Below are 24,631 nucleotides of genomic sequence, written 5' to 3' on the forward strand. Positions count from 1 at the left end.
CACGACCACGCCGCCGGCCACCCCACCTGGCAATGGCACCACGCCCGGCACCGGCACAGGGACTGGTAGCACCACGCCACCGCCACGCAGCAGCTAAAGGCTGCGCCCGCTCCACTGCGGCGGCCGGCCCTGCAGCCCGGCAACGAGCACGGGAATCAGCAACAAAGAGCCTTCCAACGAAGGCTCTTTGTCTTTGTCTTGCACGGCGCAGCAATTGCCCCCGCTGCAGCGCATCAATGGGCTGGCGCCACCGTCACCGCCCCCCGTGCGCTCAGCGCCTGGTGGTCCGCCGCCAGGAACAGATACATGGCCGGCACCACGAACAGGGTAAACAAGGTGCCGATGGACAAGCCCGTAAAAATCACCAGCCCCATCGCGTGGCGCCCGGCCGCCCCCGCGCCCGAAGCGATCACCAGGGGCAGCACGCCAAACACCATGGCCGCCGTCGTCATCAGGATGGGGCGCAGGCGCACGGCGGCCGCTTCTTCCACCGCCTCGCGCTTGCTCTTGCCCGTCTTTTGCAGCTGATTCGCCACTTCCACGATCAGGATGCCGTGCTTGCTGATCAGTCCCATCAGGGTCACCAGGCCCACCTCCGTGTAGATGTTGATCGACGCAAAGCCGAGGAAGATGAACATGGTGGCGCCAAACAGGGCCAGCGGCACGGAGACGAGGATCACGACGGGGTCGCGGAAACTCTCGAACTGCGCCGCCAGCGCCAGGAAGACGATCACCACGGCAAACAGCATGGTGACGATGAAGCCACCCGACTCCTGCACGAACTGGCGCGACTGGCCCGCATAATCGGCCGTGTAGCCGCTGGGCGCCACCTGGGCCAGCGCATCGCGCATGAAGGCCAGCACCTCGCCCTGCGAGGCACCGGACACGCCGGAAAGCGTGACGGCGTTGAGTTGCTGGAAGCGGTTGATCGACTCGGGCACGACGTCGTACTGGATATGCGCGACGGTACTGGCCGGTATCATCGTGCCGTTGGGCGTCTTGATATGAAAGTCCAGCACGGCCGATGGATTCAGGCGATCGACCTGCAACACCTGCGGGATCACCTTGTAGGAACGTCCGGCGATGGAAAAGTAATTGACGTAGCCACCGCCCAGGGCCGCGCCCAGCGCCTGCCCCACATCCTGCTGCGTCATGCCCAGCGCGGCGACGCTGTCGCGGTCGACCACCACGGTGGCTTGCGGTTTATCAATCTTCAAGTCCGTATCGATGAAATAGAACTTGCCCGATGCGCGCGCCTTCTCCAGCACCTGCTGCGCGATGGCATCGAGGTTTTCAAACGGCTCCGTGGTGGCGATGACGAATTGCACGGGTAAACCCGAGGAACCGGGCAAGGCGGGGAACTGGAAGGCGGCCACGCGGGCGCCGGCGATCCGGTTCCAGCCCGCCTGCAAGTCCTGCTGCACCTGCTGGGCGCCGCGCGCACGCTCGTTCCACGGCGTCATCAGCATGCCGCCAAAACCCGAGTTGACAGTCGGTACGCCCGTGATCTGGAACATCTGGCTGTATTCGGGCATGGCCTTGGCCACCTGGTAGATTTGCTCGGCATACACTTGCATCTGGTCCGAGGTGGCCGTCGGGTCGCCCACCACCTGCGACAGCACGACGCCCTGGTCTTCCTCGGGCGCCAGCTCGGACTGCGACATCTTGAACATCAGCCCCAGCACCACCATCAATAGGGCCGCCATAACGATGAGCACCACCCAGGTATCGAGCAGCGCATGCAGCAGGCGCTGATACGAGTCGTGCACCTTGCCGAAGACGCGGTCGATCGCTTGCACGAAGCGGCCGCTGTCCTGCTCCGGGCGGAAGAAGCGCGAACACATCATGGGCGACAGGGTCAGGGCCACCACGCCCGAGACGGCCACGGCGCCAGCCAGGGTGAAGGCGAACTCCGTGAACAGCGCGCCCGTCAGGCCGCCCTGGAAGCCGATGGGCACATACACGGCGATGAGCACCACCGTCATGGCCAGAATCGGGCTGCCCAGTTCGCGCGCCGCCAGCAGGCTGGCCTCCAGCGGCGGCTGGCCCTGCTTCATGTGGCGGTCCACGTTTTCCACCACGATGATGGCGTCGTCGACCACCAGGCCGATGGCCAGCACGATCGCCAGCAAGGTCAGCAAGTTGATGGAATAGCCGAGCGCCAGCATGGCCGTAAACGTGCCGATCAGTGATAGCGGCATGGCGATCACGGGCACGATCACGGCCCGCAGGCTGCCCAGGAACAGATAGATGACGATGGTGACGATCAGCAACGCCTCGACCAGGGTCTTGATGACTTCGTGGATGGAAGTATTGATGAAAAAGGTCGAGTCATACACGATTTCGCCCGTCAGGCCGGCCGGCAGCTGAGACTGGATATCGGGGAAGACGGCGCGCACGCGCTTGGCCACATCGAGGATATTGGCTTCCGGCGCCACCTTGATGCCGATGAAGACGGAGCGCACGCCGCTGAAGGCCACGTTGAAATCATAGTTTTCAGAACCCAGCACGACGGTGGCCAGGTCTTCCAGCCGCACGATGGAGTCGCCGCTGCGCTTGACGACGAGCTGCCTGAATTCCTCGACCGAATGCAGGTCCGTGCCGGCCGTCAGGGGAACGGTCACCATCTGGCCCTTGCTGGATCCCAGCGCGGCCAGGTAATTATTATTGCCCAGGGCAGTGCTCACCTCGGCCGCCGTCACGCCGAACGCGGCCATCTTGTCCGCGTCCAGCCAGGCGCGCAGGGCAAACTGGCGCGCGCCCAGCAGTTCCGCCGTCTGCACGCCGCTGACGGAATCGAGCTTGGGCTTGACCACGCGGCTCAGGTAATCCGTCACATTATTCGTCGGCAAGGTATTACTGTAAAAACCCAGGTACATGGCATCCGTCGTCTGCCCCATCTGCACCGTCAGCACGGGCGTTTGCGCCTGGGCGGGCAACTGGTTCTTCACGGAACTGACCTGGGTGTTGATCTCCGTCAAAGCCCGGTTCGCGTCGTAATTGAGGCGCAAGGTGGCCGTGATGGTCGACACGCCGCTGCTGCTCGACGAGGACAGGTAATCGATGCCCTGCGCCTGGGCGATGGCCGATTCCAGCGGTTGCGTAATGAACCCGGCCACCGTCTGCGCGTCGGCGCCGTAATACGTGGTGGAGATGGTCACGACGGCATTCTGCGTCTTCGGATACTGGTTGATGGGCAAGCTGAACAGGGAACGCAAGCCCAGCACCACCAGCAGCAGGCTCACCACCATGGCCAGCACGGGCCGGCGGATAAAGAGATCGGTGAAGTTCATGGCGGCGCCTCGACTCAATGTTCCTGCGGTGTGGGCTGCGGATTGTTGCGCGGCTCGACGACGTTGCTGATCACCACGGGGCTGCCATTCTTGAGCTTGATCTGTCCGCTGGTGACGACTTGCTGCCCCTCGGTGAGCCCCGTCAGCACGGCCACCTGATCGCCGCGTGTTTCACCCGTCGTCACGAATACTTGACGCACCACCAGCTCACCCGCCTTGGGCGGTGGCGCAGCGGGGGCGGCGCTGGCCGCGGGGGCCGTGACCTTGGGCGCCTGCGCCGGATGCACGACGAAGACGGTGGAACCATACGGGTTGTAGGTGATCGCCGTCTGCGGCAACGTCAGATACTGTTTCTTGGCCCCCACTTCCACGTTGACGTTGGCAAACATACCCGGCAGCAACTGCCGTTGCGGATTGGCCACCGTGGCCTCCACCTGCACATTGCGCGTGGCGGGGTCGACCTTGGAGCTGATGGCGCTGACCTTGCCCGCAAAGGCCGTGTTCGCATGCGCATCGCTGGACAGGTTCAGGGCTTGCCCCACTTGCAGGCCGCTCAGCTGCTTTTGCGGAATATAGAAGTCGACATAGATGGGATCGATGGTTTGCAAGGTAACGATCTTGTCGCCGGGATTCACATACTGGCCCGGATTGACGGTGGTGATGCCGAGTTTGCCGGCAAACGGCGCGCGGATGGTTTTCTTGGCCACCAGTGCCGCCTGCTGGGCCGCCAGTGCCCGCTTGCTTTTCAGGTCGGCCGCGTCGTTGTCGATCTGCGCCTGGCTGATCGCTTGCACGGCAAATTGCTGGCGGTCGCGCGCCAGCACGGACGCAGCCAGTTCGGCCGCCGCCTCCAGCGCGCGCAGCTGCGCGATATCGGCGTCGGCATTGAGTTGCACCAACAATTGCCCTGCCGCCACATCCTGGCCGGACTTGAAATGGATGGACCTGACGAGACCGGCGATCTCGCTCGTCACGTCGACGCCGCGCACGGCCACCAGGGTGCCCACGGACGCCAGGTGCGGCTGCCACTCGACCTTGCGGATGATGGTCGCCGACACCGTCTGCGGCGTGGGCTTGGGCGAACTGGCCATGAGCTGGCGGATGTGCAGAAAAAATCCCAGCGCCAGCAGGGCAATCAACAGCACCACCGCCCCCAGCATGATGAGCATGCGCTTATTGCGTTTCGTCATGGATGCGCTCCTTGTCATTGCTTCCGGCTGCCATTGCGGTGTTGTATTGCAAGCCCCTCAGTCCCTGCCTGCCGCCACCGGCAAAGTGGTCGTGGCGGGAACGTTATCCAGCGCAGGCCGGTTCCACCAGCCGCCGCCCAGCGCCTGGAACAGCGCGGCGCTATCGGCATGACGGGCCGCCTGCGCCTGCACCAGGCCCACCCTGGCCTGCTGATAGGTGCGCTGGGCATCCAGCAGGCTCAGGTAGCTGATGGCGCCCAGCTTGAATTGCTGCGTACTCAGCGCCAGCGATTCGCTGGCCAGCGCCTCCACCTCGGCTTGCTGCTGCAAGGCGGCAGCATCAGCCTCGATGGCCCGCAAGCTGTCGGCCACATTCTGGAAAGCGGCCAGCACGGTGGTGCGGTAATCGGCCGCCGCACCCTCGTAGGCGGCGATGGCGGCACGCCGCCTGGCGCGCAGCGCGCCGCCATTGAAAACAGGCTGGGCCAGCCCGGCCGCCACGCCCCACACGGAAGAACCGCCATGCAGCAGCGCGGGAAAGCTGGTCGCCAGGGCACCAAGATTGCCCGTCAGGGTGAACTGGGGATACAGGGCTGCCGTGGTGACGCCGATCTGCGCGCTGGCCTGCTGCAGCAGCGCTTCGCTGGCGCGGATGTCGGGGCGCTGGCGCACGAGGGCAGACGGCAGGGAAACGGGCAAGTCCTGCGGCAGGTGCAGCGACGCCAGGTCGAATTCAGGCATGCCAGGCTCGCTGGGCAGCCTGCCCGCATACACGGATAGCTGGTGGCGCGTCAGGGCCAGGGCTTTTTCCAGCGGTGGCACGCTGGCCCGCGTCTGCGCCACCGTGTTGCGCTGGAGCAGTACCGTGGCACGGCCGATGGCACCAAAGCGCAATTGCTGTTCGATCACGTCCAGCTGTTTCTGCTGCGCGTCGAGTATCTCGCCGGTGGCCTGCAGCTGGGCGCGCAACGATGCTTCGCGGATGGCCGCCGTCACCAGGTTGGCCGTCAGGGCCAGGTACGCCGCTTCCAGCTGGTATTGCCGATAGTCAACCAGGGCTTGCAGCCCCTCCAGCTGGCGCTTGTTGCCGCCAAAGACATCCAGCGCATACGACACATTCACCGAGGCATTGTACAAATTGAGGACGCCGCCCTTGCCCTCCAGACTGCTGTTTTTTTCACGGCTCACGCCCAGCTGCGCCCCCACCTCGGGATACAGCAGGCTGCCGGACAGGGCGCGGTAGTTTTCATCGGCCTGGCGCAACGCCGCCTGGGCCGATGCCAGGCCGGGACTGCGCGCGAGGGCGCCGCGCACCAGCCGGTCCAGCGCCGGTGACTGGAATAGCGACCACCATTGCGCGGGAATATCCTGGCCCGGTACAAAACGCTGCGCCTGGCCGGCGGGACCGGGCGCCGCCGCCGTTTGCGCCGGCAACGGTGCCGGCGTGTAGCGGTCGCCACCGCCGGGGGCGGCGGGAGGCCGGAAGTCCGGTCCGACGGCGCAAGCGGCCAGCAGGCATGCCATGAGGATGCCGAGAAGGGGCTGCCGGATGCTGGAAAACATGGTGCTGGTCCGTTACGTTGCCGTGCCACATTGCCGTTGAAAAATATCGCAAAAATATCGCGATACCAGGCTGGCGAACTCGCCCACCCGTCCTACGATTGTAGAGCACCAGACGTAAAAAGAGCCTTCCGAAGAAGGCTCTTTGACCTGGCACAAGGATTGCGCAGCCGAGGCTGCCTGACTTACTTTTGCAGGCTGACCGACGCCGCTTTCGGCGCGCGGCGTCCCATCAGGAACAGCACGGCCTTTTTCAGCATGCGGTAGACGAAGCGCACCAGCAGCAAGGTCAGTACGCACTCGATCAGGGTCAGGATCAGGGCGAAAGCCACAGGCATGCGCGCGGCGCGGCGGTGGAACTTGGCCACGGCGCCATCGCGGGCGATTTCGATGCTGTCATAGAAGGTCGGCACGACCAGCAGGGTCAGAATCGTCGAGGTGATGGTGCCGCCGATGATGGCGATCGCCAATGGACGGTAGAACTCGCCGCCCTCGCCCAGGCCCAGCGCGACGGGGAACATGCCGGCGATCAGCGCGAACGTCGTCATCAGGATGGGGCGCAGACGCATGCGGCCCGCATACATCAGCGCATCTTCGCGGCCATGGCCCTCTTCCTCGCGCTTGCGCGCCGCGTCCAGCAGCAGGATGGCGTTCTTGGCGACCAGGCCCATCAGCATGATGATGCCGATAAAGCTCATCAGATTGAGGGTGTTGTTCGTGATGACCAGCGCCACCACCACGCCGATCAGACTCAGCGGCAAGGACATCATCACGGCCACCGGCGCCGTGAAGGAACCGAACTGCATCACCAGGATCAAATACATCAGGCCGATACCCATCACCAGCGCGATCAGCATTTCCGTGAACAGCTCTTGCTGGTCCTGGCCGGCGCCACCGAGCGCCAGGCCATAGCCGGGCGGGAAGTCGATGGAGTTGGCCAGCTTCATGGCGTCGCTCGTCACTTCGCCATTCGAGCGGCCCTGCGCATTGGCCGACACGGTGATCGTGCGCTTGCCATTCTTGTGCTCGATGCCGGACGGGCCTTTGCCCATGGTGATGGTGGCGATCTGGTCGAGCGGCACCATTTGCGAGGTGCCCGTCACGCTGATCGGCAAGCGCTCGATGTTTTCCGATGCCACGCGGTCATCGGGATGCAGGCGCACAGCCACGTCGCGCGTTTCGCCCGTCGGATCGACCCAGTCGCCCACTTCCACGCCGGCAAACGCCACGCGCAGCGATTGCGCCGCATCATTGACGGAAATGCCCATCGAGTTGGCCAGGCCACGGTTGAGCTCAATCTGCAGCTCGTTCTTCGGGTCCTGCTCGGACAGGCCCACATCGACGGCACCGGGAATGGCGCGCAGCTTGTCCATGTAGGCGTTGGTAATTTCCATGAGTTTACGCGAATCCGGACCCGTGAATTCCACCTGGATCGGTTTTTGCGAACCGTTGCTCAAGTCATCCTGCACCACGTATTCGGCACCCACCAGGCGCGACATCTTCTCGCGCAGCTCGACGGCGATTTCCTTGGCCGAACGCTTGCGCGTGTTGCGCTTGCCGATGTCGACATACACGCGGCCTCCGCCCGCATTGATGGAACTGTTGGTATCCTTGGTTTCAGGCAAGGTGCGCGCCAGCACGGCCGCCGCTTCCAGTTTCAAACGCGAATACTCGATGCTGCTCGACGATGGCGTGCGTACATTGATCATCAGGTTGCCCGAGTCGGATGCCGGCAGGAAACTCGTGCCGCCATGCGTGGCGTGCAGGGCGATGGCGCCCACCAGGCTGCCGAAGGCGATGACGGCCATCCAGCGGCGGTGATGCAGGGCCCAGGCGATCACGCGGCCATAGCGGTCCGCCTGGTGGTCGAACCAGTGGTTGAATTTCTCCAGCACGCGGCCGATGCCCTTTTTCGGCGCCGCATGTTCCTCGACCGGGTCGCCCCAGTAGGCCGACAGCATGGGGTCGAGCGTAAACGAGATGCCCAGGCTGACCAGCACCGAGCACGTCACCGTCAAGGCAAACGGACGGAACCATTCGCCGGAAATGCCCGGCATGAAGGCCACGGGAATGAAGACGGCGATAATCGAGAACGTCGTGGCGGCCACGGCCATGCCGATCTCGGCCGTGCCTTCCAGCGCGGCCGTGCGGCGATCCTTGCCCATCTGCATGTGGCGCACGATGTTTTCGCGCACCACGATGGCGTCATCGATCAGCACGCCGATGGCCAGCGACAGGCCCAGCAGGGTCATGAAGTTCAGGGTAAAGCCGCACAGCCACACGGCGATGAAGGCGGCAATCACGGATGTGGGCAGGCTCAGCGCCGTGATCAGGGTCGAACGCCACGAGTTCAGGAAAGCGTAGACGACGAAGATCGTCAGCACGGCGCCCAGCACCAGCGATTCGATCACGTTGTTCAGGCTATGCTGGGCGTTTTCGCCGCCGTCGCGCGTCACTTGCAGGATCGTGCCTTTCGGCAAGGTCTTGTTGATGTCCGCCACCATGTCGCGGATCTTGTTGGCCACGCTGACGGTGGAGGCGTCGCGCACGCGGGTGATCGATATGCCCACGTTGGGCTTGCCGCTGCGCATGCTCAGACTGTTGACTTCGGCAAAGCCATCCTCGATGGTGGCCACTTGCGCCAGGCGCACGATTTCCTCGCCGCGGCGCTTGATCACCACTTTTTCGAAGTCGCTTGGCGACTCGATGCGACCCACCAGGCGGATGCTTTTCTCGTCCAGGGCGCCGCGCACCTTGCCCACCGGGGCATTCGTGTTCTGGTTGCGCAAGGCGGTGACGACGTCGCTGACGGACACATTGTATTCGCGCAATTTTTCCGCGCGCAGCAGCACGGACAGCTCGCGCTTCAGCGAACCGCCCACGTTGACCAGCGCCACGCCATCGACGGTGCGGAAGCGGTCCGACAGCACGTCCTCGGCCAGGCGCGAGATTTCCGCATGGCTTTGCGTATTCGACGACAGTGCCAGCTGCATGATCGGTTCGGCGGCCGGGTCGATGCGCTGCAGGATGGGCTCGCGCATTTCCGTCGGCAACTTGTAGCGCACGGCGGCAATCGCATTGCGGATATTGTCGGATGCCTCGATCAGGTTGCTACTGAAGGAAAACTTCAGGAAGATGGTGGCCGAACCTTCATTCGAATCGCTGTTGACCTCGGTCACGCCGGAAATGCTTTGCAGCGACTTTTCCAGGCGGTTCACCACTTCGCGCTCGACCGTGTCGGGCGAGGCGCCAGGGTAAGGGATGCTGACGACGATGAACGGCACTTCGACGTCCGGGTTCTGGTTGACGCGCAGTTTCTTGAGCGCCAGCAAGCCGACGCACATCATCGCCAGGATCAGGACGATGGTGGCGGTGGGCCGCTTGATACTGAAATCGGAAAGGAACATGGCTTAGTTTCCTTTACCGGCAACGGCGGTGCTGCTGCTGGCCACGGCGGCGGCGGGCACGGCTTTGCCGGCCGTCAATTCCACTTTCTGCCCATCCTTGAAGGTCGAACCGGGCGTGCGCAGCACGGTGTCGCCGCTGGCCAGACCGCTTTGCACTTCCCACTGGCCCGTGCGCACGTCGCGCGCGCCGATGCGCAAATTCACTTTATGCAAGGCCTTGTCCTTGACCTTCCACGTGTACGTGACGTCGCCCGCCTTCACCAGGGCCGAGTCGGGTATCATCAGCGCGCTGATGCTGTCCGTCTCGATGCGCCCTTCCGCATACAGGCCGGCCACGCGCGGTTGTTCCTTGTCGTTGAAATCGACCAGCACGGCCACCTGGCGCGTGACGGCATTGGCGGCAGGATCGACGCGGCGCACCTTGCCCGAAAAATCCTGGCCCGGATACCCATTGATGCGGAACAGCACGGGCTGGCCCACCTTGACGACGCCGATCTTGTCGGCCGACACCAGGCCTTCCAGGCGCATGCTGGTCGGATCGATGACCTTGATCAATTCCTTGCCGATTTGTGCCGTATCGCCATTCGATACCTTGCGCTCGCTCACGATGCCGTCGAACGGCGCGCGCACGAGGGTGCGCTGCAACTGCTGGCGGGCCTGCGCGGCGCGGCTCTTCGCGGCGGACAAATCGCTTTGCGCATTGTTGCGGCGGATTTCCGCGTCTTCCAGCGCCTGCGTCGAGGTCATGCCCGAGGCGCGCAGGGTTTTCATGCGCTGGAACATGCGTTCGGACTGTTCCAGCACCTGGCCCGAGGCACGACTGGCTTCCTCGGCCGAATTGAGGCTGTCGCGGATGGACGTTTCATCCAGGCGCACCAGCACGTCGCCCCGCTTGACGGCTTCGCCATTTTCCTTCATGACCTGGATCACCACGGCCGACACTTCGGCGCGCAAGTCCGCGTTGCGCTCCGGTTGCACGGAACCGGTGATGACGGGCCCCGACGCCAGCGCATTGCTCTGGATGGTCAGCAGGTCTTCCGGGGACACCAGCAGATTGACGGCGGCGCCCGCCTGTTCCTTGGCATTCTTGCCGCCCTTGCCGGGATCCTTGGACTCTTTGCCGCAAGCGGTCAGGGCGGAAGCGATTGCCAGAACAAACAGGGTTTTGCGCAACATGGGTAATTCTCCGGATAGATAGCACCGCGACCGTCCCCATGGCCCGGATAGGGCTGCAGGCGATGGCAGGCATTTATTTTTATTAAAACCACAAGCGCCAAAGTATCCATGAGCGTGTCCGGGCATGTCAATCGGCGGTTTCCTGTAATGCTTTAATCAATGGATGAAACGTAGTTTTTACGCCCTGAAACGCAAAACCCCGCCTCAAGCGGGGTTTTGCGTTTCAGGGGAAGCGAGCTTAGCGGCTAAAAACGGTGTTGATCAGGAAGCCGATCGCCACGCCCGTGCACAGGCCGCCGGCGATTTCCACCAGGGTATGGCCCATGCGCTCGCGCAAAGTCTTGTGCGCGGCGCTGGCCGCCTCCCCGGCCAGGCGGTTGATGGCGGCCGCCTGCTTGCCCACGTGCTGGCGCAGGCTGTTGGCATCGATGATGACGATGAAGGCCAGGGTCACGGCCACGCCGAAGGCGGGGTGGCCTATGCCTTCGCGCAAGGCGATCAGGGTGGCCATGCTGGACACGACAGCGCTGTGGTTGCTGGGAAAGCCGCCATTGCCGACCAGGCCGAACGCCCATTGCCGCGTGCGGACACTGTTGATCAGGAATTTGATCGGTCCGACCAGGATCCAGGCGATCAGGGGCGTGACGAGGTAAGCGATATCCACGGGTATTCCTTCTTTTATATGTAGAGAGTGTGTCTGGGGAGACGGGCGCGCCGCAATTATCGCAGATCATCCGCGCCAGCAGAACTGTCTGGCGTCAGACTATAAAACGCGGCCCCCGGCGGCAACTAATATAAAATCATGGCATATACAACAATTGACGTATATCAACACTGAGCGCGGCGCGCACAGCGGCGCGGATAATCAAACGTCTTTCATACTTGCAACGGGGTCCTCATGCGGCATTTCAGAATTTCCTTTTTAGTCACTTTTATCCTGATGGCGGTGTCGGGCTGGTGGGGTTACAGCCATGGCGGCATGCCCGGCCTGATCAATGCCCTGTGGATCACGGGCGTACTGGGCGTCATGGAAGTGTCGCTGTCGTTCGACAATGCCGTGGTGAATGCCTCGGTCTTGCGTCACTGGAATGAATTCTGGCAAAAACTGTTCCTCACGGTCGGTATCCTCGTGGCCGTCTTCGGCATGCGGTTGCTGTTTCCGCTGGTCATCGTTTCCGTGGCCACGGGCCTGGGCCTGGTCGACGTATGGACCATGGCCACCACCACGCCGGACGTGTATGCCAAGCACCTGACGGACAACCATGCGCAAGTGGCGGCCTTCGGCGGCGCCTTTTTGCTGCTGGTGTTCCTGAACTTCCTGTTCGACGACGAGAAAGAATTGCACTGGCTGGGCTGGGCCGAGGAAAAAGTCAATGCGCTGGGCACCGAAAGCCTGGCCGTGCTGATCACCATGGGCGCCGTGGCCGCCTGCGTGGCGATGGGCCCCGCGGAAGAAAAATACAGCGTGCTCGCTTCGGGCGTCGTCGGCATCGCCGTCTACATCGGCGTGAACTGGATCAGCGGCTTGCTGGAAGAAGGCGAACCGGACTTGCAGGATGACGCGGAAGAAGGCGCCGCGCCAGCCAGGAACGGCAATGGCGACCTGGTAAAAACGGTGGCGCGCGGCAGCATCGGCGGCTTCCTGTACCTGGAAGTGCTGGATGCCTCGTTCAGCTTTGACGGCGTGATCGGTGCGTTCGCCATCACCAACGACGTCGTCATCATCATGCTGGGCCTGGCCATCGGCGCCATGTTCGTGCGCTCGATGACGGTCTTCCTGGTGCACAAGGGCACCTTGGACGAATTCGTCTACCTCGAACACGGCGCCCATTATGCGATCGGCATCCTGGCCTTGATCATGCTGGCGTCCGTCAAGTACCATATTCCGGAGTGGTTCACGGGCCTGTCGGGCGTGGCCTTCATCCTCGTTTCGCTGTGGTCGTCCTTGCGTTATCGCAAACGGCACGCGGCACAAGCTTGAAATCGGGGGTTCCACCCCCAATTGAGAGAGTAATGGCACGAGCGCCTTAGGCGCTCATTCCATGCAGGCATGTTTAAGTAAATTACTGAAAAGGAGCACCACATGGCAATCAGTTTGCAAAAAGGCGGCAACGTCAACCTGAGCAAGGAAGCACCGAACCTGAAGAAGATCATCGTCGGCCTCGGCTGGGATCCACGTTCGACGGACGGCGCCACCTTCGACCTTGACGGTAGCGCTTTCCTCCTGAAAAGCGACGGCAAAGTCCGTGGCGACTCTGACTTCATCTTCTACAACAACCTGAAGTCGACCGACGGTTCCGTCGTGCACACGGGCGACAACACCACGGGCGAAGGCGAAGGCGACGATGAGCGCATCGAAATCGATCTGACCCGCGTACCAGCCGACATCGACCGCATCAGCATCACCGTCACCATTCACGACGCCGATGCGCGCCGCCAGAACTTCGGCATGGTCTCGAAAGCCTTCATCCGCTGCCTGAACGCGGAAGGCGAAAAAGAAATCGCCCGCTACGACCTGTCCGAAGACAGCTCGACGGAAACGGCGATGATCTTTGGCGAAATCTACCGCTACAACGGCGAATGGAAGTTCAAGGCCATCGGCCAGGGCTTCAATGGCGGCCTGGGCCCCCTCGCCCGCTCCTTCGGCGTGAACGCTTAAATTCACGCGCAGGAAGCCTGCCTGGCTTTCTGCGGTGAATTGCACTTTTGTCATATCATTACTGCCGCCTGCACAAATCAGGCGGCTTTTTTTTGGAGATTTATCATGCCAGTATTTAGTGTCACGGGCGACGTCGATCCCTTCCTCCACGTCAGCATGAAGCAGGGCGAAACCATCTATTGCGAATCCGATGCGATGGTGATGATGGAGACGGCGCTGGACTTGAAAGGCAAGATGACGGGCGGCCTGGGCAGCGCCATCATGCGCCGCTTCGCCAACGGCGAATCGTTCTTCCAGCAGCACATCGAAGCGGTACGCGGCAGCGGCGACTGCCTGCTCTCGCCCACCCTGCCGGGCGCCATCGAAGTGGTCGACGTGGGCGCGCGCCAGTACCTGCTCAACGACGGCGCCTTTGTCGCCGCCACCTCGGGCACGGAAATGAAGGTGCGCACGCAAAGCATCGGCAACGCGCTGTTCGCCCAGTCTGGCGGCTTCTTCGTCATGGAGACGGCCGGCACGGGGCAAGTGGTGGTGTCGGGCTTCGGCTCCATGTTCCAGCTCGACGTCGAGCCGGGCAAGGATGTCGTGATCGACAATTCCCACGTCGTCTGCTGGGACAATAGCCTGAAATACGAGATTTCCGTGACCACGGGCGGCGGCGCGGGCGGCGGCGGCATCGGCGGCTTCCTCGGCAATATCGTCAACAGCGTGACCAGCGGCGAAGGCATCGTGCTGCGCTTTTCCGGCTCGGGCAAGGTGTTCATCTGCTCGCGCAACCGCGACGCGTTCCTCAAGTGGACGGCCAGCGGCAAAGCCGGCTGATTCCCCCTCTCTAAGGCCAGGTTAAGTTTTTCTGGCTACACTGCCCGCGCGCGCACCTGCGCGCGGCTTCCCCTTTCTTTACCCGGTCCCCCGTACATGCAAAGAGTCTGGTTCAACAAAACATTTTCCTCGGTCGGCACGGCCATGCGCCTGATCCGCGAGGCCGACATGGCCGCCACAGGCGGTGTGCCCCGCTATCACATCGTGTGCAGCAATACGAACGCGCACGCGGCAGCCTTCTTGTCGGCCCACGAATATGCGGTCGAACCGTCAGGACTGACGGGGCACAATTATGTCGAGTGGTGCCTGGAATTTTGCCGCGAGCGGGGTATCACGATTTTCTGGCCCGGCAAGGAAGCGGGCCTGATCGGCAGCGCCAGCGCGCGCTTCGCCGCCCTCGGCACGCGCGTGCTCAGCGTGGCCACCGAAGAGGTACTGGACCTGATGCACGACAAGGCACGCTTCTGCGACGGCCTCGACCTGCCCATGGCGCGCCCGGCCGACTACCGCGCCGTGACCACCATCGCGCAATACGACGCCGCTTACGCCGAACTGCGCCCCCTGCACCGCAAGCTGTGCATCAAGCCGTCCGAATCCGTGTATGCCCTGGGCTTTGCCGTGCTCGATGAAGAGCGCAGCAGCGCCCAGCTGCTGCTGGCCGGCGCCGCCTACCAAGTCAATGCGCAGGAGCTGCGCAGCGGCCTGGCGCAGATGGAAACGTTCAAGACCCTGCTGCTGATGGAATACCTCGATGGCCACGAATACAGCGCCGACTGCGTCGCCGACCAGGGCAAGCTGATTTGCGCCGTGCCGCGCAAGAAGCTGCATGGGGGCGGCAGCGGCCAGCTGATCGAACTGCGCGCCGACCTGCTGGCCGCCTGCGACAAACTCGCGCGCGATTACCGCCTGAATGGCGTGTTCAACATCCAGTTCCGAGAAGGCGCCAACGGCCTGGCGCTGCTGGAGATCAACCCGCGCATGTCGGGCGGCATCGGCATGGCGTGCGCGGCCGGTCCCAACCTGCCCTACCTGGCGCTGGCCGGTTTCGACCAGGGCTTTGACAAGCTCACCGTGCCCGCCATCCACGAAGGCATGCGCGTGGGCGAAGCCGCCTACGCCGTGGAGCTGCCATGAACAGCGTCAAGCAGCAGATGCCCACGGGCGAGCTGACCCTGAAGGTGGACGAGGCGCGCTTTCCGCTGGACTGGCTGATCGGCTTTGCCGCGCGCGCCAACGCCAAGCGCGGCTTTTTGTTCCTTTCGAAAGTGCTGGGCAAGCACTGGCCCGTCACGCCGCGCGCCATGCAAGCCATCCACGACGACCTGGCCGCGCAGATCCCTCCCAGCCTGCCCGGCCCCGTGGTCTTCATCGCCATGGCGGAAACGGCCGTCGGCCTGGGCCAGGGTGTGTTTGAAGCGTGGCTGCGCGCCAACCCGAATGGAAAAGCGCTGTTCTTGCACAGCTCGCGCTACCGCGTGGGCACGGTGCCCTTCTTCGAGTTCGAGGAATCGCACAGCCACGCGCCGCGCCAGTTTCTGCATTTGTCCGACGCGGCCAGCGCGCTGTTTTCCACGGCGCGCAGCCTGGTGCTGATCGACGATGAAGCATCGACGGGCAACACCTTCGCCAACCTGGTGCAAGTGTGCCGCGCGCGCTATCCGCAGCTGGAAAAACTGCACCTGGGCGTGATCACCAATTTCATGGGCCAGGCCGCCAACGCGGGTCTCACGCAGCGTTTCGGCCTGCCCACCACCGTCGGCGCGGCGCTGTCCGGCCACTACGCCTTCCAGGCCGGCGATGCGCCAGCGCCGATAGCGGCCAGCGCGCAGCGCTTCGAAGCGAATGCGGAACGCGGCGCCAGCCCCGCCTTCGGGCGCATCGGCGTGGGACGCGCCCTGACGCCGCCGCAAGGCCTGGCGGTGCAGCTGGCGCAGGAAATCGGCGCCGGCGACTCCGTGCTGGTGCTGGGAACGGGCGAATTCATGCACCCGTCGTTCTTGCTCGCGCGCGAACTGGAAAGCCTGGGCAAGAACGTCGTGGTGCAGTCGACCACGCGCTCGCCCATCCTGTCGTGGGGCTCCGTCGGCCATATCGTCCACTGCGACGACAATTACGGCGAAGGCATCGCCAATTACCTGTACAACGTGGCGCCTGGCCAGTACCAGCACGTTTTCATCTGCCATGAAACTCCGGCCAGCCCGGCCCTCATGCAACTCGCCGGCCAATTGAACGGCCGCCTGTTCCACTTTCAGTCAGAGACCAAAATTGAAGAAATTCCTGTTTGTTGACCTGGACGACACACTGTTCCAGACCCCGAAAAAATGCCCCGGCGAGACCGATTTGCAGCCGGCCGCCTATTTGAAAAATGGCGACGCCTGTTCGTTTACGACGGCGCGCCAGCGCGCCTTCTTTGAGTTTGCGCAAAACGGCATGACCCTGATCCCCGCCACGGCAAGAAATGGCGACGCGTTTCGCCGAGTCGACCTGCCGTTTACCAGCTACAGCGTGCTCGATTACGGCGGCATCGTGCTGCAGCCGGGCGGCGCGCTCGACGCGGGCTGGCTGGCCCTGATGCAGAACGACATGCAGACGGCGCTGCCCGGCCTGCGGGACGCCATGCGCATCATCGACGATTTCCAGGTCAAGGCGGGCATGCCCTCGCGCGCGCGCCTGATCGAAGATTACAACACGCCGTTCTACATCGTCGTCAAGGACCATGAAGCGCGCGGCGAACGCCTGGCCGACATCGAAGAGCAAGTGCTGCAGCAGTGGATCGCAACCGAAGGTTCGGACTACTTCATCCACCGCAACGGCAACAACCTGGCCGTGCTGCCGAAGACCTTGAACAAAGCGCGCGCCGTGGCTTACCTGCGCGCGGAGCTGGAAGCCGAACATGGCCCCATCGTCAGCTTCGGCATGGGCGACAGCCGTTCGGACGCGCGTTTCATGGCCGAATGCGACTACGCCATCATCCCCAACGGCACCCAGCTTGCGGCACTCACGGTGGCGGCGCTATGACCGACAGCACGCAGCATTTCAGCGGCAGCTACCGCCAGGAAGATGTGGAGTTCCTGCTCACGCCGATGGCGCTCGAACCCATCCTCGACCTGGCCGAAAAAGAGCGGCTGATCCAGTCCGGCCAGCGCCACTACAGCGAGATGCTGTCGCCGGAATCCCTGCCCTCGCCCGCCTACCTGGCCCTGTTCCAGAGCGCGTTTGCGGCCAACCGCCTGCAGATGGCGCGCGACTGTCTGCGCCTGGCCGCCCTGATCGCGGCGCGCCGCACAGGCGCCATCACGCTGGTATCGCTGGCGCGCGCCGGCACGCCCGTGGGCGTCATCCTGGGGCACTTGCTGCGCCAGGTATTCCAGCGCGAGTGCAGCCATTATTCCGTCTCCATCATCCGCGACCGCGGCATCGATGCCAATGCCCTCAAGTACATCCTGGCGCAGGACCACAGCGACGCCTCCATCGTCTTCGTCGATGGCTGGACGGGCAAGGGCGTGATTTCGCGCGAACTGCGCCAGACGGTCGACGATTTCAACGCGGCCAATGGCACGACGATCGACGGCGGCCTGTTCGTGCTGGCCGACCTGGCCGGCACGGCCGCCTGCGCCGCCTCGGCCAGCGACTACCTGATCCCGTCGAGCATTTTGAACGCCACCGTCTCGGGCCTGGTCAGCCGCTCCGTGTTGAATGATGCCATCGGCCCCGACGACTTCCACGGCTGCGTGTACTACGCGCAGTTCGAGCAGCACGACCAGTCGCGCGCTTTCGCCGACGGCCTGGTGGCCGACGCCCTGGCGATCGCCGCCAGCAGCGGCATCCCGCTGGCCGAAGCGAGCGATGCGCCAGCCATGGCGGCCCGCTCGCAAGCCTACATGGCCGCCGCGCAGCAGGAATACGGGATCAGCGACATCAACCTGATCAAGCCGGGCATCGGCGAAGCGACGCGCGTGCTGCTGCGCCGCGTGCCCGAGCGCCTGATCGTGCGCGACACGAATGCGCCGGACGTGGCACATTTGCTGCTTCTGGCGCAGGAAAAAGCCATACCCGTCACAGTAGAACCGGCGCTGCCTTACCAGGCGGTCGCCCTTATCAGGAGCGCAGTCGATGGATAACAACTCCCTACACCCGCAAAGCGAGCATAAAGCGGCGCTGGGCGCCTCCATGTACGTGCCGACCACGCACAAGGACTTGCTGGCGATCGCCAATGGCGACAAATTCAGCCATTTGCGCTCGGTCATCCTGTGCACCGAAGACGCCATCGCTGAACGCGATCTCAGTTACGCGCTGTTCAACCTGTCGCTGGCGCTGCAAAACATGTGCGACGAGTCGGATACCTTGCGCTTCGTGCGCGTGCGTAATCTCGACGTGCTGGCGCGCGTGCTGGCCATGCCCGGCGCCGAGAAATTGAGCGGCTTCGTGCTGCCCAAGTCCACGCGCCACAACTTTGCCGCGTATTTCGAGCCGGTGCGCCACACGCATCATCTGCTGATGCCGACCCTGGAAACGGTGGACGTGTTCGATGACGAGGAAATGAAGCAGTTCCGCATTATTTTATCGGCACCGGAAGTGCGGCGCCGCATCCTGGCCCTGCGCATCGGCGGCAACGATTTATTGGCCCTGCTGGGCCTGCGCCGCCCCACCAGCGGCACCATTTACCAGACCCCGCTGGGCCAGGTCATCGGCCGCCTGGTGACCATCTTCAAGCCGCACGGCTTCCAGCTGACGGCGCCCGTCTTCGAGCACCTGTCGCAGGGCAGCTGGCTCGATGCCGAAGTGGCGCAGGACATGGCGCACGGCATGATCGCCAAGACGGCCATCCACCCGGACCAGGTGCCACAGATCGAGCGCCACTATCAGGTGGCGCAGTCGGACATCGAACTGGCGCTGCGCATCATCGACCCGGACAGCCCGGCCGTGTTCCGCATGCAGGAATCGATGTGCGAAGTGGCCACGCACAGCAGCTGGGCGCTGCGCATCATCGAGCAGGCGCGCCTGTTCGGCATCCGCCATGCGGCCGACAACGCCGCCGCGCAGCATTCGACTACCTCATTGACTCAACTCTCAAGCGACGAAGGGATTGCACGACCATGACCAATTTCACACGCGGACAAAAAGGCAAACTGGCTGACCTGGGCTTGCATGGCCCGTTTGCCGTCACGCTCGATATCGTTTCGGGCTCGATGGAAGTGGACGTCAGCTGCTTCGGCGTCGATGCGGCCGGCAAGCTGTCGGACGACCGCTACATGGTGTTCTTCAACCAGAAAAGCGCGCCGGACAACGCCATCACGGTGGACTTGAACGGTCCCCGCTCCGTGTTCCAAATCGACCTTGCCCGCTTGCCCGCCTCGATCGACAAGCTGGTATTTACGGCGGCGACGGAACAGGGCAGCATGCGCGCGCTGGGCAACTCCAGCATGGCGCTGGGCCAGGCAGCCACCTTCGCTTTCACGGGCAATGACTTCCAGGACGAAAAAGCCGTCATCATCGGCGAACTGTATCGCCGCGACGGCAGCTGGCGCTTCGGCGCCGTGGGCCAGGGTTTCGCCGGTGGCCTGGCGGCGCTGCTGAAGCACTTCGGCGGCAGCGAGGCGGCTTCTTCGTCCCCTGCTCCCATGTCCACGCCAGCGGCGCCACCGCCACCACCGGCGAATAAAATCTCGCTGTCGAAGATCCGCCTGGAAAAACGCGGCGACAAGATCTCGCTCGACAAGCGCGACAGCGGCGGTTACGGCCGCATCCGGGTCAACCTGAACTGGAACCAGAACGCGTCGCAAGGCCAGGCGCCCGCATCAAAACTGGACACGGGCTTCCTCGGCAAGCTGTTCAACAAGCCGGCCAGCCGTTCGGGCGGCATCGACCTCGATATCGGCTGCCTGTTCGAGATGAGCAATGGCAGCAAGAGCGCCGTGCAGGCGCTGGGCAACAGCTGGGGCGCGTATGACAGGCCGCCCTACATCCACCTGGAAGGCGACGACCGCACGGGCAGCGTCAGCAGCGGTGAAAACATCTTCATCAACGGCACCCATTTCGACCAGATCAAGCGCGTGCTCGTGTACGCCTTCATCTACGAGGGTGTGCCGAACTGGGCCGCCACGGATGGCGTCGTGACGATCGAAATTCCCGGCCAGCCGACGGTGGAAGTGCGCCTCGACAGCGACAGCCAGCACGCCATGTGCGCCATCGCCATGCTGGAAAACCACGGCGGCAACCTGCAGGTGACAAAATTGGTGGAATACTTCGGCGGCCAAGGTAAAATCACGGCGCACCAGGCGATGGACGAGAAATATAATTTCGGCCTGAACTGGAAAGCCGGCCGCAAGGACTGATCCTTTTACCTAGACACCCCTACCATGACCCCTACGACCAAAAAAGTCACCTTCGCCTTCGTCATCTTCCTCGTGGCCGGCTTCCTGCTGCTGGCCGCGTACACGTGGATGGCCCTCAGCTTCTCGTACTCGGAAGGCGAACGGGCGGGCTACCTGCAAAAGTTCTCCAAGCGGGGCTGGATTTGCAAGACATGGGAAGGTGAATTGCTGCTGACGGCGCTGCCGGGCACCATCCCGGAAAAATTCCAGTTCAGCGTGCGCGACGAGGAAGTGGCGAAGCAACTGTCGGCTGCCGCCGGCAAGCGCATCCTCGTCACCTACAGCCAGCACAAGGGGGTGCCGACGCAATGCTTCGGCGAGACGGAATACTATGCCGACAAGGTCGTGCTGAGCCAATAATACCCGCAGTGCCGCGCCGGCTGGCCATTCCAGGCCGGCGCCCTCCCTCCCCGCCTTTCCCTCGCCTTTGCGGCAATAAATTCCTAGCAAGAAATTTGTTACGTGCCTCACACATTCTCACTTCCTTATACACTAGGACAATTAGTTCTGACTGAGACATTTTACTAATGTAGTAAATGTGCGTGATGATTGCGCCTTCGCATGATGCCCAGCCAGCCAACCTTCAGCCTGCATCATCACCGGAAATTTCATGCGCATCCGCCTCTCCGGCCTGCTCCTGCTGGCCAGTTCTCTCCCCCTGTCCGCCCAGGCACAGGATATCTCCGGCATGGCCGGCGCCCTGAAAGTCAGTTCGACCAATGAGCGCACCTTTGTTGCCGCCGTCAGCTACACGCAGCCGGTGGGCGACTACAACGCCGCCAGCCTGTCGTATATCAACGAAGGCCACCCGGAAGACCATCACCGCGACGGCATGGCGGGCCAGTTCTGGCTGCGCACGAAAAAAGTGGATCAGGGCCTGATGCTGGGCGCCGGCGTGGGCCGCTACTTCTTCTTCGACACAGCCAGGACCGACGACGGCCTGCACAACTTCGACAATGACCATGGCTGGGGCTCCATCGTCAGCCTGCAGGCACGCTGGCAGTTCGACAATCGCTGGTATGCGCAAGCGCAGCTCAACCGCATCAAGCCCGATGGCAAGGACAACACCACGCACCTGCTGATCGGCGCCGGCTACCGCTATGACGGCGTGCCGGGCGCCAAGCTGCACTTGCAGAACTGGGCGCACGACGACACCTTGACACTCTCGACGGGCCACACCATCGTCAACAGCTTGCGCTCGGAAAGCGCGCGCCCGTTCACCCTGGAATACCGGCGCGCGGCGGGAAAATACGTGGACTGGACGGTCACCGCCCTCGATGAAGGCGATGCCGACCTGGCGCACCGGCGCGGCGTGGCCGCCCAGCTGTGGCTGATCCGTTCACTCAATGAAAAGGTGGAATTCGGCATGGGTGGCGGTCCCTACCTGGCGTGGGATGCGCGCGATACTCAGGGCCACAGCACGCGCCTGACAGGCTTGCTGTCGGCCACAGCCCGCTACCACGTCGACCGCCGCTGGGTGGCGCAAGTGGCGTGGAACCGGGTCATCACCGATTATCACCGCGATGCGGATGTGATTTTGGTGGGGGTGGGACGGAAGTTTTGATGGCGGAACCAGTCCCGGTGGGACTGGTTCCGAATCCTGTTAACGTGAGCGCCAGACGGCGCCAGCTTCGTTCGGCTGCGTCAAGCGCTCGATCACTTCGCGCGTCAAACTGGCCGAGCTGACTTGTCCGGCTTTTGCGCGGGCGGCGGTCAGCGAGCTGGAAAAGACCGTTTGCGGTTGCTCCAGGCTGGCGCGCAGGGCGGCCAGTTCGCGCTCTTGCTGCTGCGCGCGCGCCGTGTCCTGTTCCAGCAACTGCTGCCTGGCGGCCGCCATCGCGCGCGTGGTCTCGGCGGCCTTGCGCTGCAGGGCCGCATGCGCCTGGGCGCTGGCCAGCAAGGCTTGCTGCGCAGCCAGCTTCTCGCTGGCCGCCTGCTGCGCGGCCCGTTCCAGCTGCTCGCGCTGGCGCATGGCGTCGAGCGCCTGCTGTTCCATGGCGGCGCGCGTTTCAGCGGCCGCTGTCGCCTGCTTTTCCGCTTCCAGGCGGCCGGCGATGGCTTGCGAGGCGCGCTCTTCGGCGCTGCTGGTCTGGCGTTGCTGCACCAGTTTTTGCGCGATCAAGGCCAGCGACTCGCGCTCGGCCGCGACGAAATCGCGCTCGGACGCCAGCAGCGCATCGGCGGCTTGCGCCTTGTCTTCTTCCACGCGGGCGCGCTCGCTATGCACTTGTCCCAGTTCCACGGCCAGGCGCGCCTGCGCCTGCACCGCTTGCGCGGCAGCCGCTTTCTGCTCGCCTTCGACCAGCGCCTGGTCCATCAAGATGCGAATGGCATCGGCTTCCTTTTGCGTCGCTTCCCGCAAGGCCTGTTCGGCCGCGTGCTGGCCGCGCAGCAGTTCCACTTGCGCGTCTTCGGCGGCGATGCGTTCCTGCGCCGCGTTGAACGCCAGCGCTTCCGCTTCCAGTTTCTCTTTCAAGGCGGCCAGGGCGCCTTGTTCGGCGGCCAGGCGCCCCTGCTCGGCTTGCAGCAGTTGCTCTGCCTGCCGGGCTTTTTCCTGCGCCAGTTGCGCTGCCTGTTCCTGCGCAGCCAGTGTCGCCTTGCCGGCATCGACCTCGGCCTGCTCGGCATCATTCCGGCTGGCGGCCAGCTCCGCTGCCTGGCGCGCCAGTTCGGCGCGTTCGTGCGCCAGGCTGGCGGCGCGCTGCTGTTCTTCCAGTTCGCGCGCCGCTGCCACGGCGGCGGCCTGCTCGGCCGATTCGCGCGCCTTGGTTTCTTCCAGCGCGGCCGTTTCCGCTTCCAGCTTGGCGTGGCCGGCGATTTCCGCATCCTGTTCGGCCGCTACGCGGGCCAGCGCCACGGCGCGCAGTTGGCGGTCCACCTCGATGCGCGCCTCGGTGGCGGCAAGGATGCGCACGTCGGCATCGCGGCGCGCCTGCGCGCTGGCCACGGCGACCATTTCCAGGCGCTCGCGGTGGATGGCCGCGTCGCGCAATTCCTTTTCGGTCTGCAGGCGCAAACGCAGCGACTGCGCCGCATGGCGTTCCGATTCCGCCTGCGCCAGCGCGATGGCTTCGCGTTCCTGCTCCAGGTGCGCCAGCGCGCGCGCTTCTTCCAGGGCGCGCACTTCGGCGGCGGCGCGGTTGAAGGCCGATTCCAGCGCGATCTGGTCGGCGCGCTCGCGCTGCACCGTCAAGTCCAGCGCCTCGCTTTCCGCTTCGGCCAGCATCTGCGCCGTCTGGCGCGCACCGTGCGCATGGCGCTCGCGTTCACGCGCCAGCACGGCGACTCTGGCGTCGGCCGAGGCGATGCCCACCATTTCTTCCTTGGCCGCCTGCACGGCGGCGACGCGCTCGACGGCTTGCAGGCGTGCCTGCTCCGTCTGCACCTGCAATTCTTCGGCGGCGCGGGCGGCCTGCTCGGCCAGTTCCGACTGCACCGCCACTTGCTCGCAGGCGCGCAAGCGGTTTTCCTGTTCCGCGCGCGAACGCTGTTCGGCGGCCAGGCGGATCGCGTTGTCGGATTCCACGCGCGCGCGCAATTCGGCCGTTTCCTGCTTGACCGCTTCCAGGCGGGCCACGCTGGCCTGCGCGGCGGCGCGCATGGTATCGAGACGTTCGCGGTTGGCGGCAATCGATTCTTCGGCTGCCTGCGCATTTTGCTGTGCGGCGGCGGCGGCGGCCGCGTCGATGGCGGCGCGGTCCTCGGCCAGCGAGCGCACGCGCGCCTCGGCCAGCGCGCGGCTTTCGGCGGCGCAGGTGGCCTTCGCTTCCGCTTCCACGCGGGCAATCGCCTCGTGGATGGCCTTCAATTCCATTTTCTGGCGTTCGGCGGTGGGTGCCTTGCCGTCGGTGTCAGTTGCCGGCTCGGCTTGCGGTTCGGCGTGCAATTCGGGCGTGATGGCGACGGCCGGTGCTTCCGCCTTGCGCTCCAGGTCCTTGAAATCATGCAGCGAGACCATGCTGTCCTGGTCGAACTCGTCGTCAGCCGAATAGGCGACGGTGAGGGAGGCGGCCTGGCGCGGATTGTGCTGTGCTTGCATGATTTCTCGCTTATTCGGGTGAATTCTTTTGCTTATGGGAATTTATTAGCACCATTATCGAGTAAGCGCAGGCAAATCAGCGCGGCAAGAAGAGCCTGTTTTACCGCTCTT

Annotated in this window: 18 protein-coding genes; 11 read left to right on the forward strand and 7 right to left on the reverse strand. The window is 63.9% G+C overall.

Annotated elements, in window-relative coordinates:
* Positions 1 to 233: 233 nt before the first annotated feature.
* The 6 genes from K0F86_RS22800 to K0F86_RS22825 form a co-directional block, all read right to left on the reverse strand.
* Complete coding sequence (locus K0F86_RS22800; RefSeq protein ID WP_219136440.1) at positions 234 to 3,293, reverse strand: efflux RND transporter permease subunit; 3,060 nt, start codon at positions 3,291 to 3,293, stop codon at positions 234 to 236.
* A gap of 14 nt (positions 3,294 to 3,307) precedes the next feature.
* Positions 3,308 to 4,483, reverse strand: coding sequence for an efflux RND transporter periplasmic adaptor subunit (locus K0F86_RS22805; protein WP_257572318.1), 1,176 nt, complete (start codon positions 4,481 to 4,483; stop codon positions 3,308 to 3,310).
* Between the two features lie 57 nt (positions 4,484 to 4,540).
* Positions 4,541 to 6,046, reverse strand: coding sequence for an efflux transporter outer membrane subunit (locus K0F86_RS22810; RefSeq protein ID WP_219136442.1), 1,506 nt, complete (start codon positions 6,044 to 6,046; stop codon positions 4,541 to 4,543).
* Between the two features lie 182 nt (positions 6,047 to 6,228).
* Positions 6,229 to 9,450 carry an efflux RND transporter permease subunit gene (locus K0F86_RS22815; protein WP_219136443.1) on the reverse strand — a complete coding sequence of 1,074 codons (3,222 nt, stop codon included), beginning with the start codon at positions 9,448 to 9,450 and terminating at the stop codon, positions 6,229 to 6,231.
* 3 nt (positions 9,451 to 9,453) lie between these two features.
* Positions 9,454 to 10,626 carry an efflux RND transporter periplasmic adaptor subunit gene (locus K0F86_RS22820; protein ID WP_219136444.1) on the reverse strand — a complete coding sequence of 391 codons (1,173 nt, stop codon included), beginning with the start codon at positions 10,624 to 10,626 and terminating at the stop codon, positions 9,454 to 9,456.
* Positions 10,627 to 10,864: 238 nt separating this feature from the next.
* Positions 10,865 to 11,290, reverse strand: a complete 426-nt coding sequence (locus K0F86_RS22825; RefSeq protein ID WP_071078753.1) for a divergent PAP2 family protein — start codon at positions 11,288 to 11,290, stop codon at positions 10,865 to 10,867.
* Between the two features lie 234 nt (positions 11,291 to 11,524).
* Here K0F86_RS22825 and K0F86_RS22830 point away from each other — a divergent pair, with 234 nt between their 5' ends.
* From K0F86_RS22830 to K0F86_RS22880, 11 genes are all read left to right on the forward strand, one after another.
* Entirely contained in the window at positions 11,525 to 12,607 is a 1,083-nt protein-coding gene (locus K0F86_RS22830; protein WP_219136445.1) for a DUF475 domain-containing protein, read from the forward strand.
* Positions 12,608 to 12,709: 102 nt separating this feature from the next.
* Positions 12,710 to 13,285: a TerD family protein gene (locus K0F86_RS22835; RefSeq protein WP_046682304.1), complete on the forward strand. Its 576-nt coding sequence runs from the start codon at positions 12,710 to 12,712 to the stop codon at positions 13,283 to 13,285.
* A gap of 105 nt (positions 13,286 to 13,390) precedes the next feature.
* Positions 13,391 to 14,107, forward strand: coding sequence for a TIGR00266 family protein (locus K0F86_RS22840; protein WP_219136446.1), 717 nt, complete (start codon positions 13,391 to 13,393; stop codon positions 14,105 to 14,107).
* Positions 14,108 to 14,203: 96 nt separating this feature from the next.
* The gene (locus K0F86_RS22845) at positions 14,204 to 15,241 is read left to right on the forward strand and encodes an ATP-grasp domain-containing protein (RefSeq protein ID WP_219136447.1); all 1,038 of its coding nucleotides are present in this window, start codon (positions 14,204 to 14,206) and stop codon (positions 15,239 to 15,241) included.
* Positions 15,238 to 16,395: a phosphoribosyltransferase domain-containing protein gene (locus tag K0F86_RS22850; protein WP_219136448.1), complete on the forward strand. Its 1,158-nt coding sequence runs from the start codon at positions 15,238 to 15,240 to the stop codon at positions 16,393 to 16,395. Before K0F86_RS22845 ends, K0F86_RS22850 begins: the two co-directional genes overlap by 4 nt.
* Complete coding sequence (locus K0F86_RS22855; RefSeq protein ID WP_219136449.1) at positions 16,373 to 17,125, forward strand: HAD family hydrolase; 753 nt, start codon at positions 16,373 to 16,375, stop codon at positions 17,123 to 17,125. The genes K0F86_RS22850 and K0F86_RS22855 overlap by 23 nt, the downstream gene beginning before the upstream one ends.
* A complete protein-coding gene (locus tag K0F86_RS22860) occupies positions 17,122 to 18,228 on the forward strand; it encodes a cysteine protease StiP family protein (RefSeq protein ID WP_219136450.1) in 1,107 nt (368 codons plus the stop codon). The genes K0F86_RS22855 and K0F86_RS22860 overlap by 4 nt, the downstream gene beginning before the upstream one ends.
* Positions 18,221 to 19,207: an HpcH/HpaI aldolase/citrate lyase family protein gene (locus tag K0F86_RS22865; RefSeq protein WP_219136451.1), complete on the forward strand. Its 987-nt coding sequence runs from the start codon at positions 18,221 to 18,223 to the stop codon at positions 19,205 to 19,207. Before K0F86_RS22860 ends, K0F86_RS22865 begins: the two co-directional genes overlap by 8 nt.
* Complete coding sequence (locus tag K0F86_RS22870) at positions 19,204 to 20,442, forward strand: TerD family protein (protein ID WP_219136452.1); 1,239 nt, start codon at positions 19,204 to 19,206, stop codon at positions 20,440 to 20,442. Before K0F86_RS22865 ends, K0F86_RS22870 begins: the two co-directional genes overlap by 4 nt.
* A 24-nt stretch (positions 20,443 to 20,466) precedes the next feature.
* Entirely contained in the window at positions 20,467 to 20,841 is a 375-nt protein-coding gene (locus tag K0F86_RS22875; RefSeq protein WP_071324734.1) for a hypothetical protein, read from the forward strand.
* Between the two features lie 250 nt (positions 20,842 to 21,091).
* Positions 21,092 to 22,045, forward strand: coding sequence for a hypothetical protein (locus tag K0F86_RS22880; RefSeq protein WP_219136453.1), 954 nt, complete (start codon positions 21,092 to 21,094; stop codon positions 22,043 to 22,045).
* A gap of 39 nt (positions 22,046 to 22,084) precedes the next feature.
* Here the strand turns inward: K0F86_RS22880 and K0F86_RS22885 are convergent, their stop codons facing one another.
* The gene (locus K0F86_RS22885) at positions 22,085 to 24,520 is read right to left on the reverse strand and encodes a hypothetical protein (RefSeq protein ID WP_219136454.1); all 2,436 of its coding nucleotides are present in this window, start codon (positions 24,518 to 24,520) and stop codon (positions 22,085 to 22,087) included.
* Positions 24,521 to 24,631 lie beyond the last annotated feature (111 nt).

Source organism: Janthinobacterium sp. UMAB-60 (assembly GCF_900095235.1).
Taxonomy (GTDB): domain Bacteria; phylum Pseudomonadota; class Gammaproteobacteria; order Burkholderiales; family Burkholderiaceae_D; genus Janthinobacterium.

Excerpts from the sequence above, each read along its gene's own strand:
- K0F86_RS22800 (WP_219136440.1), bottom strand. The coding sequence starts at position 3,293 with ATGAACTTCACCGATCTCTTTATCCGCCGGCCCGTGCTGGCCATGGTG.
- K0F86_RS22805 (WP_257572318.1), bottom strand. The coding sequence starts at position 4,483 with ATGACGAAACGCAATAAGCGCATGCTCATCATGCTGGGGGCGGTGGTG.
- K0F86_RS22810 (WP_219136442.1), bottom strand. The coding sequence starts at position 6,046 with ATGTTTTCCAGCATCCGGCAGCCCCTTCTCGGCATCCTCATGGCATGC.
- K0F86_RS22815 (WP_219136443.1), bottom strand. The coding sequence starts at position 9,450 with ATGTTCCTTTCCGATTTCAGTATCAAGCGGCCCACCGCCACCATCGTC.
- K0F86_RS22820 (WP_219136444.1), bottom strand. The coding sequence starts at position 10,626 with ATGTTGCGCAAAACCCTGTTTGTTCTGGCAATCGCTTCCGCCCTGACC.
- K0F86_RS22830 (WP_219136445.1), top strand. The coding sequence starts at position 11,525 with ATGCGGCATTTCAGAATTTCCTTTTTAGTCACTTTTATCCTGATGGCG.
- K0F86_RS22835 (WP_046682304.1), top strand. The coding sequence starts at position 12,710 with ATGGCAATCAGTTTGCAAAAAGGCGGCAACGTCAACCTGAGCAAGGAA.
- K0F86_RS22840 (WP_219136446.1), top strand. The coding sequence starts at position 13,391 with ATGCCAGTATTTAGTGTCACGGGCGACGTCGATCCCTTCCTCCACGTC.
- K0F86_RS22845 (WP_219136447.1), top strand. The coding sequence starts at position 14,204 with ATGCAAAGAGTCTGGTTCAACAAAACATTTTCCTCGGTCGGCACGGCC.
- K0F86_RS22850 (WP_219136448.1), top strand. The coding sequence starts at position 15,238 with ATGAACAGCGTCAAGCAGCAGATGCCCACGGGCGAGCTGACCCTGAAG.
- K0F86_RS22860 (WP_219136450.1), top strand. The coding sequence starts at position 17,122 with ATGACCGACAGCACGCAGCATTTCAGCGGCAGCTACCGCCAGGAAGAT.
- K0F86_RS22865 (WP_219136451.1), top strand. The coding sequence starts at position 18,221 with ATGGATAACAACTCCCTACACCCGCAAAGCGAGCATAAAGCGGCGCTG.
- K0F86_RS22870 (WP_219136452.1), top strand. The coding sequence starts at position 19,204 with ATGACCAATTTCACACGCGGACAAAAAGGCAAACTGGCTGACCTGGGC.
- K0F86_RS22875 (WP_071324734.1), top strand. The coding sequence starts at position 20,467 with ATGACCCCTACGACCAAAAAAGTCACCTTCGCCTTCGTCATCTTCCTC.
- K0F86_RS22880 (WP_219136453.1), top strand. The coding sequence starts at position 21,092 with ATGCGCATCCGCCTCTCCGGCCTGCTCCTGCTGGCCAGTTCTCTCCCC.
- K0F86_RS22885 (WP_219136454.1), bottom strand. The coding sequence starts at position 24,520 with ATGCAAGCACAGCACAATCCGCGCCAGGCCGCCTCCCTCACCGTCGCC.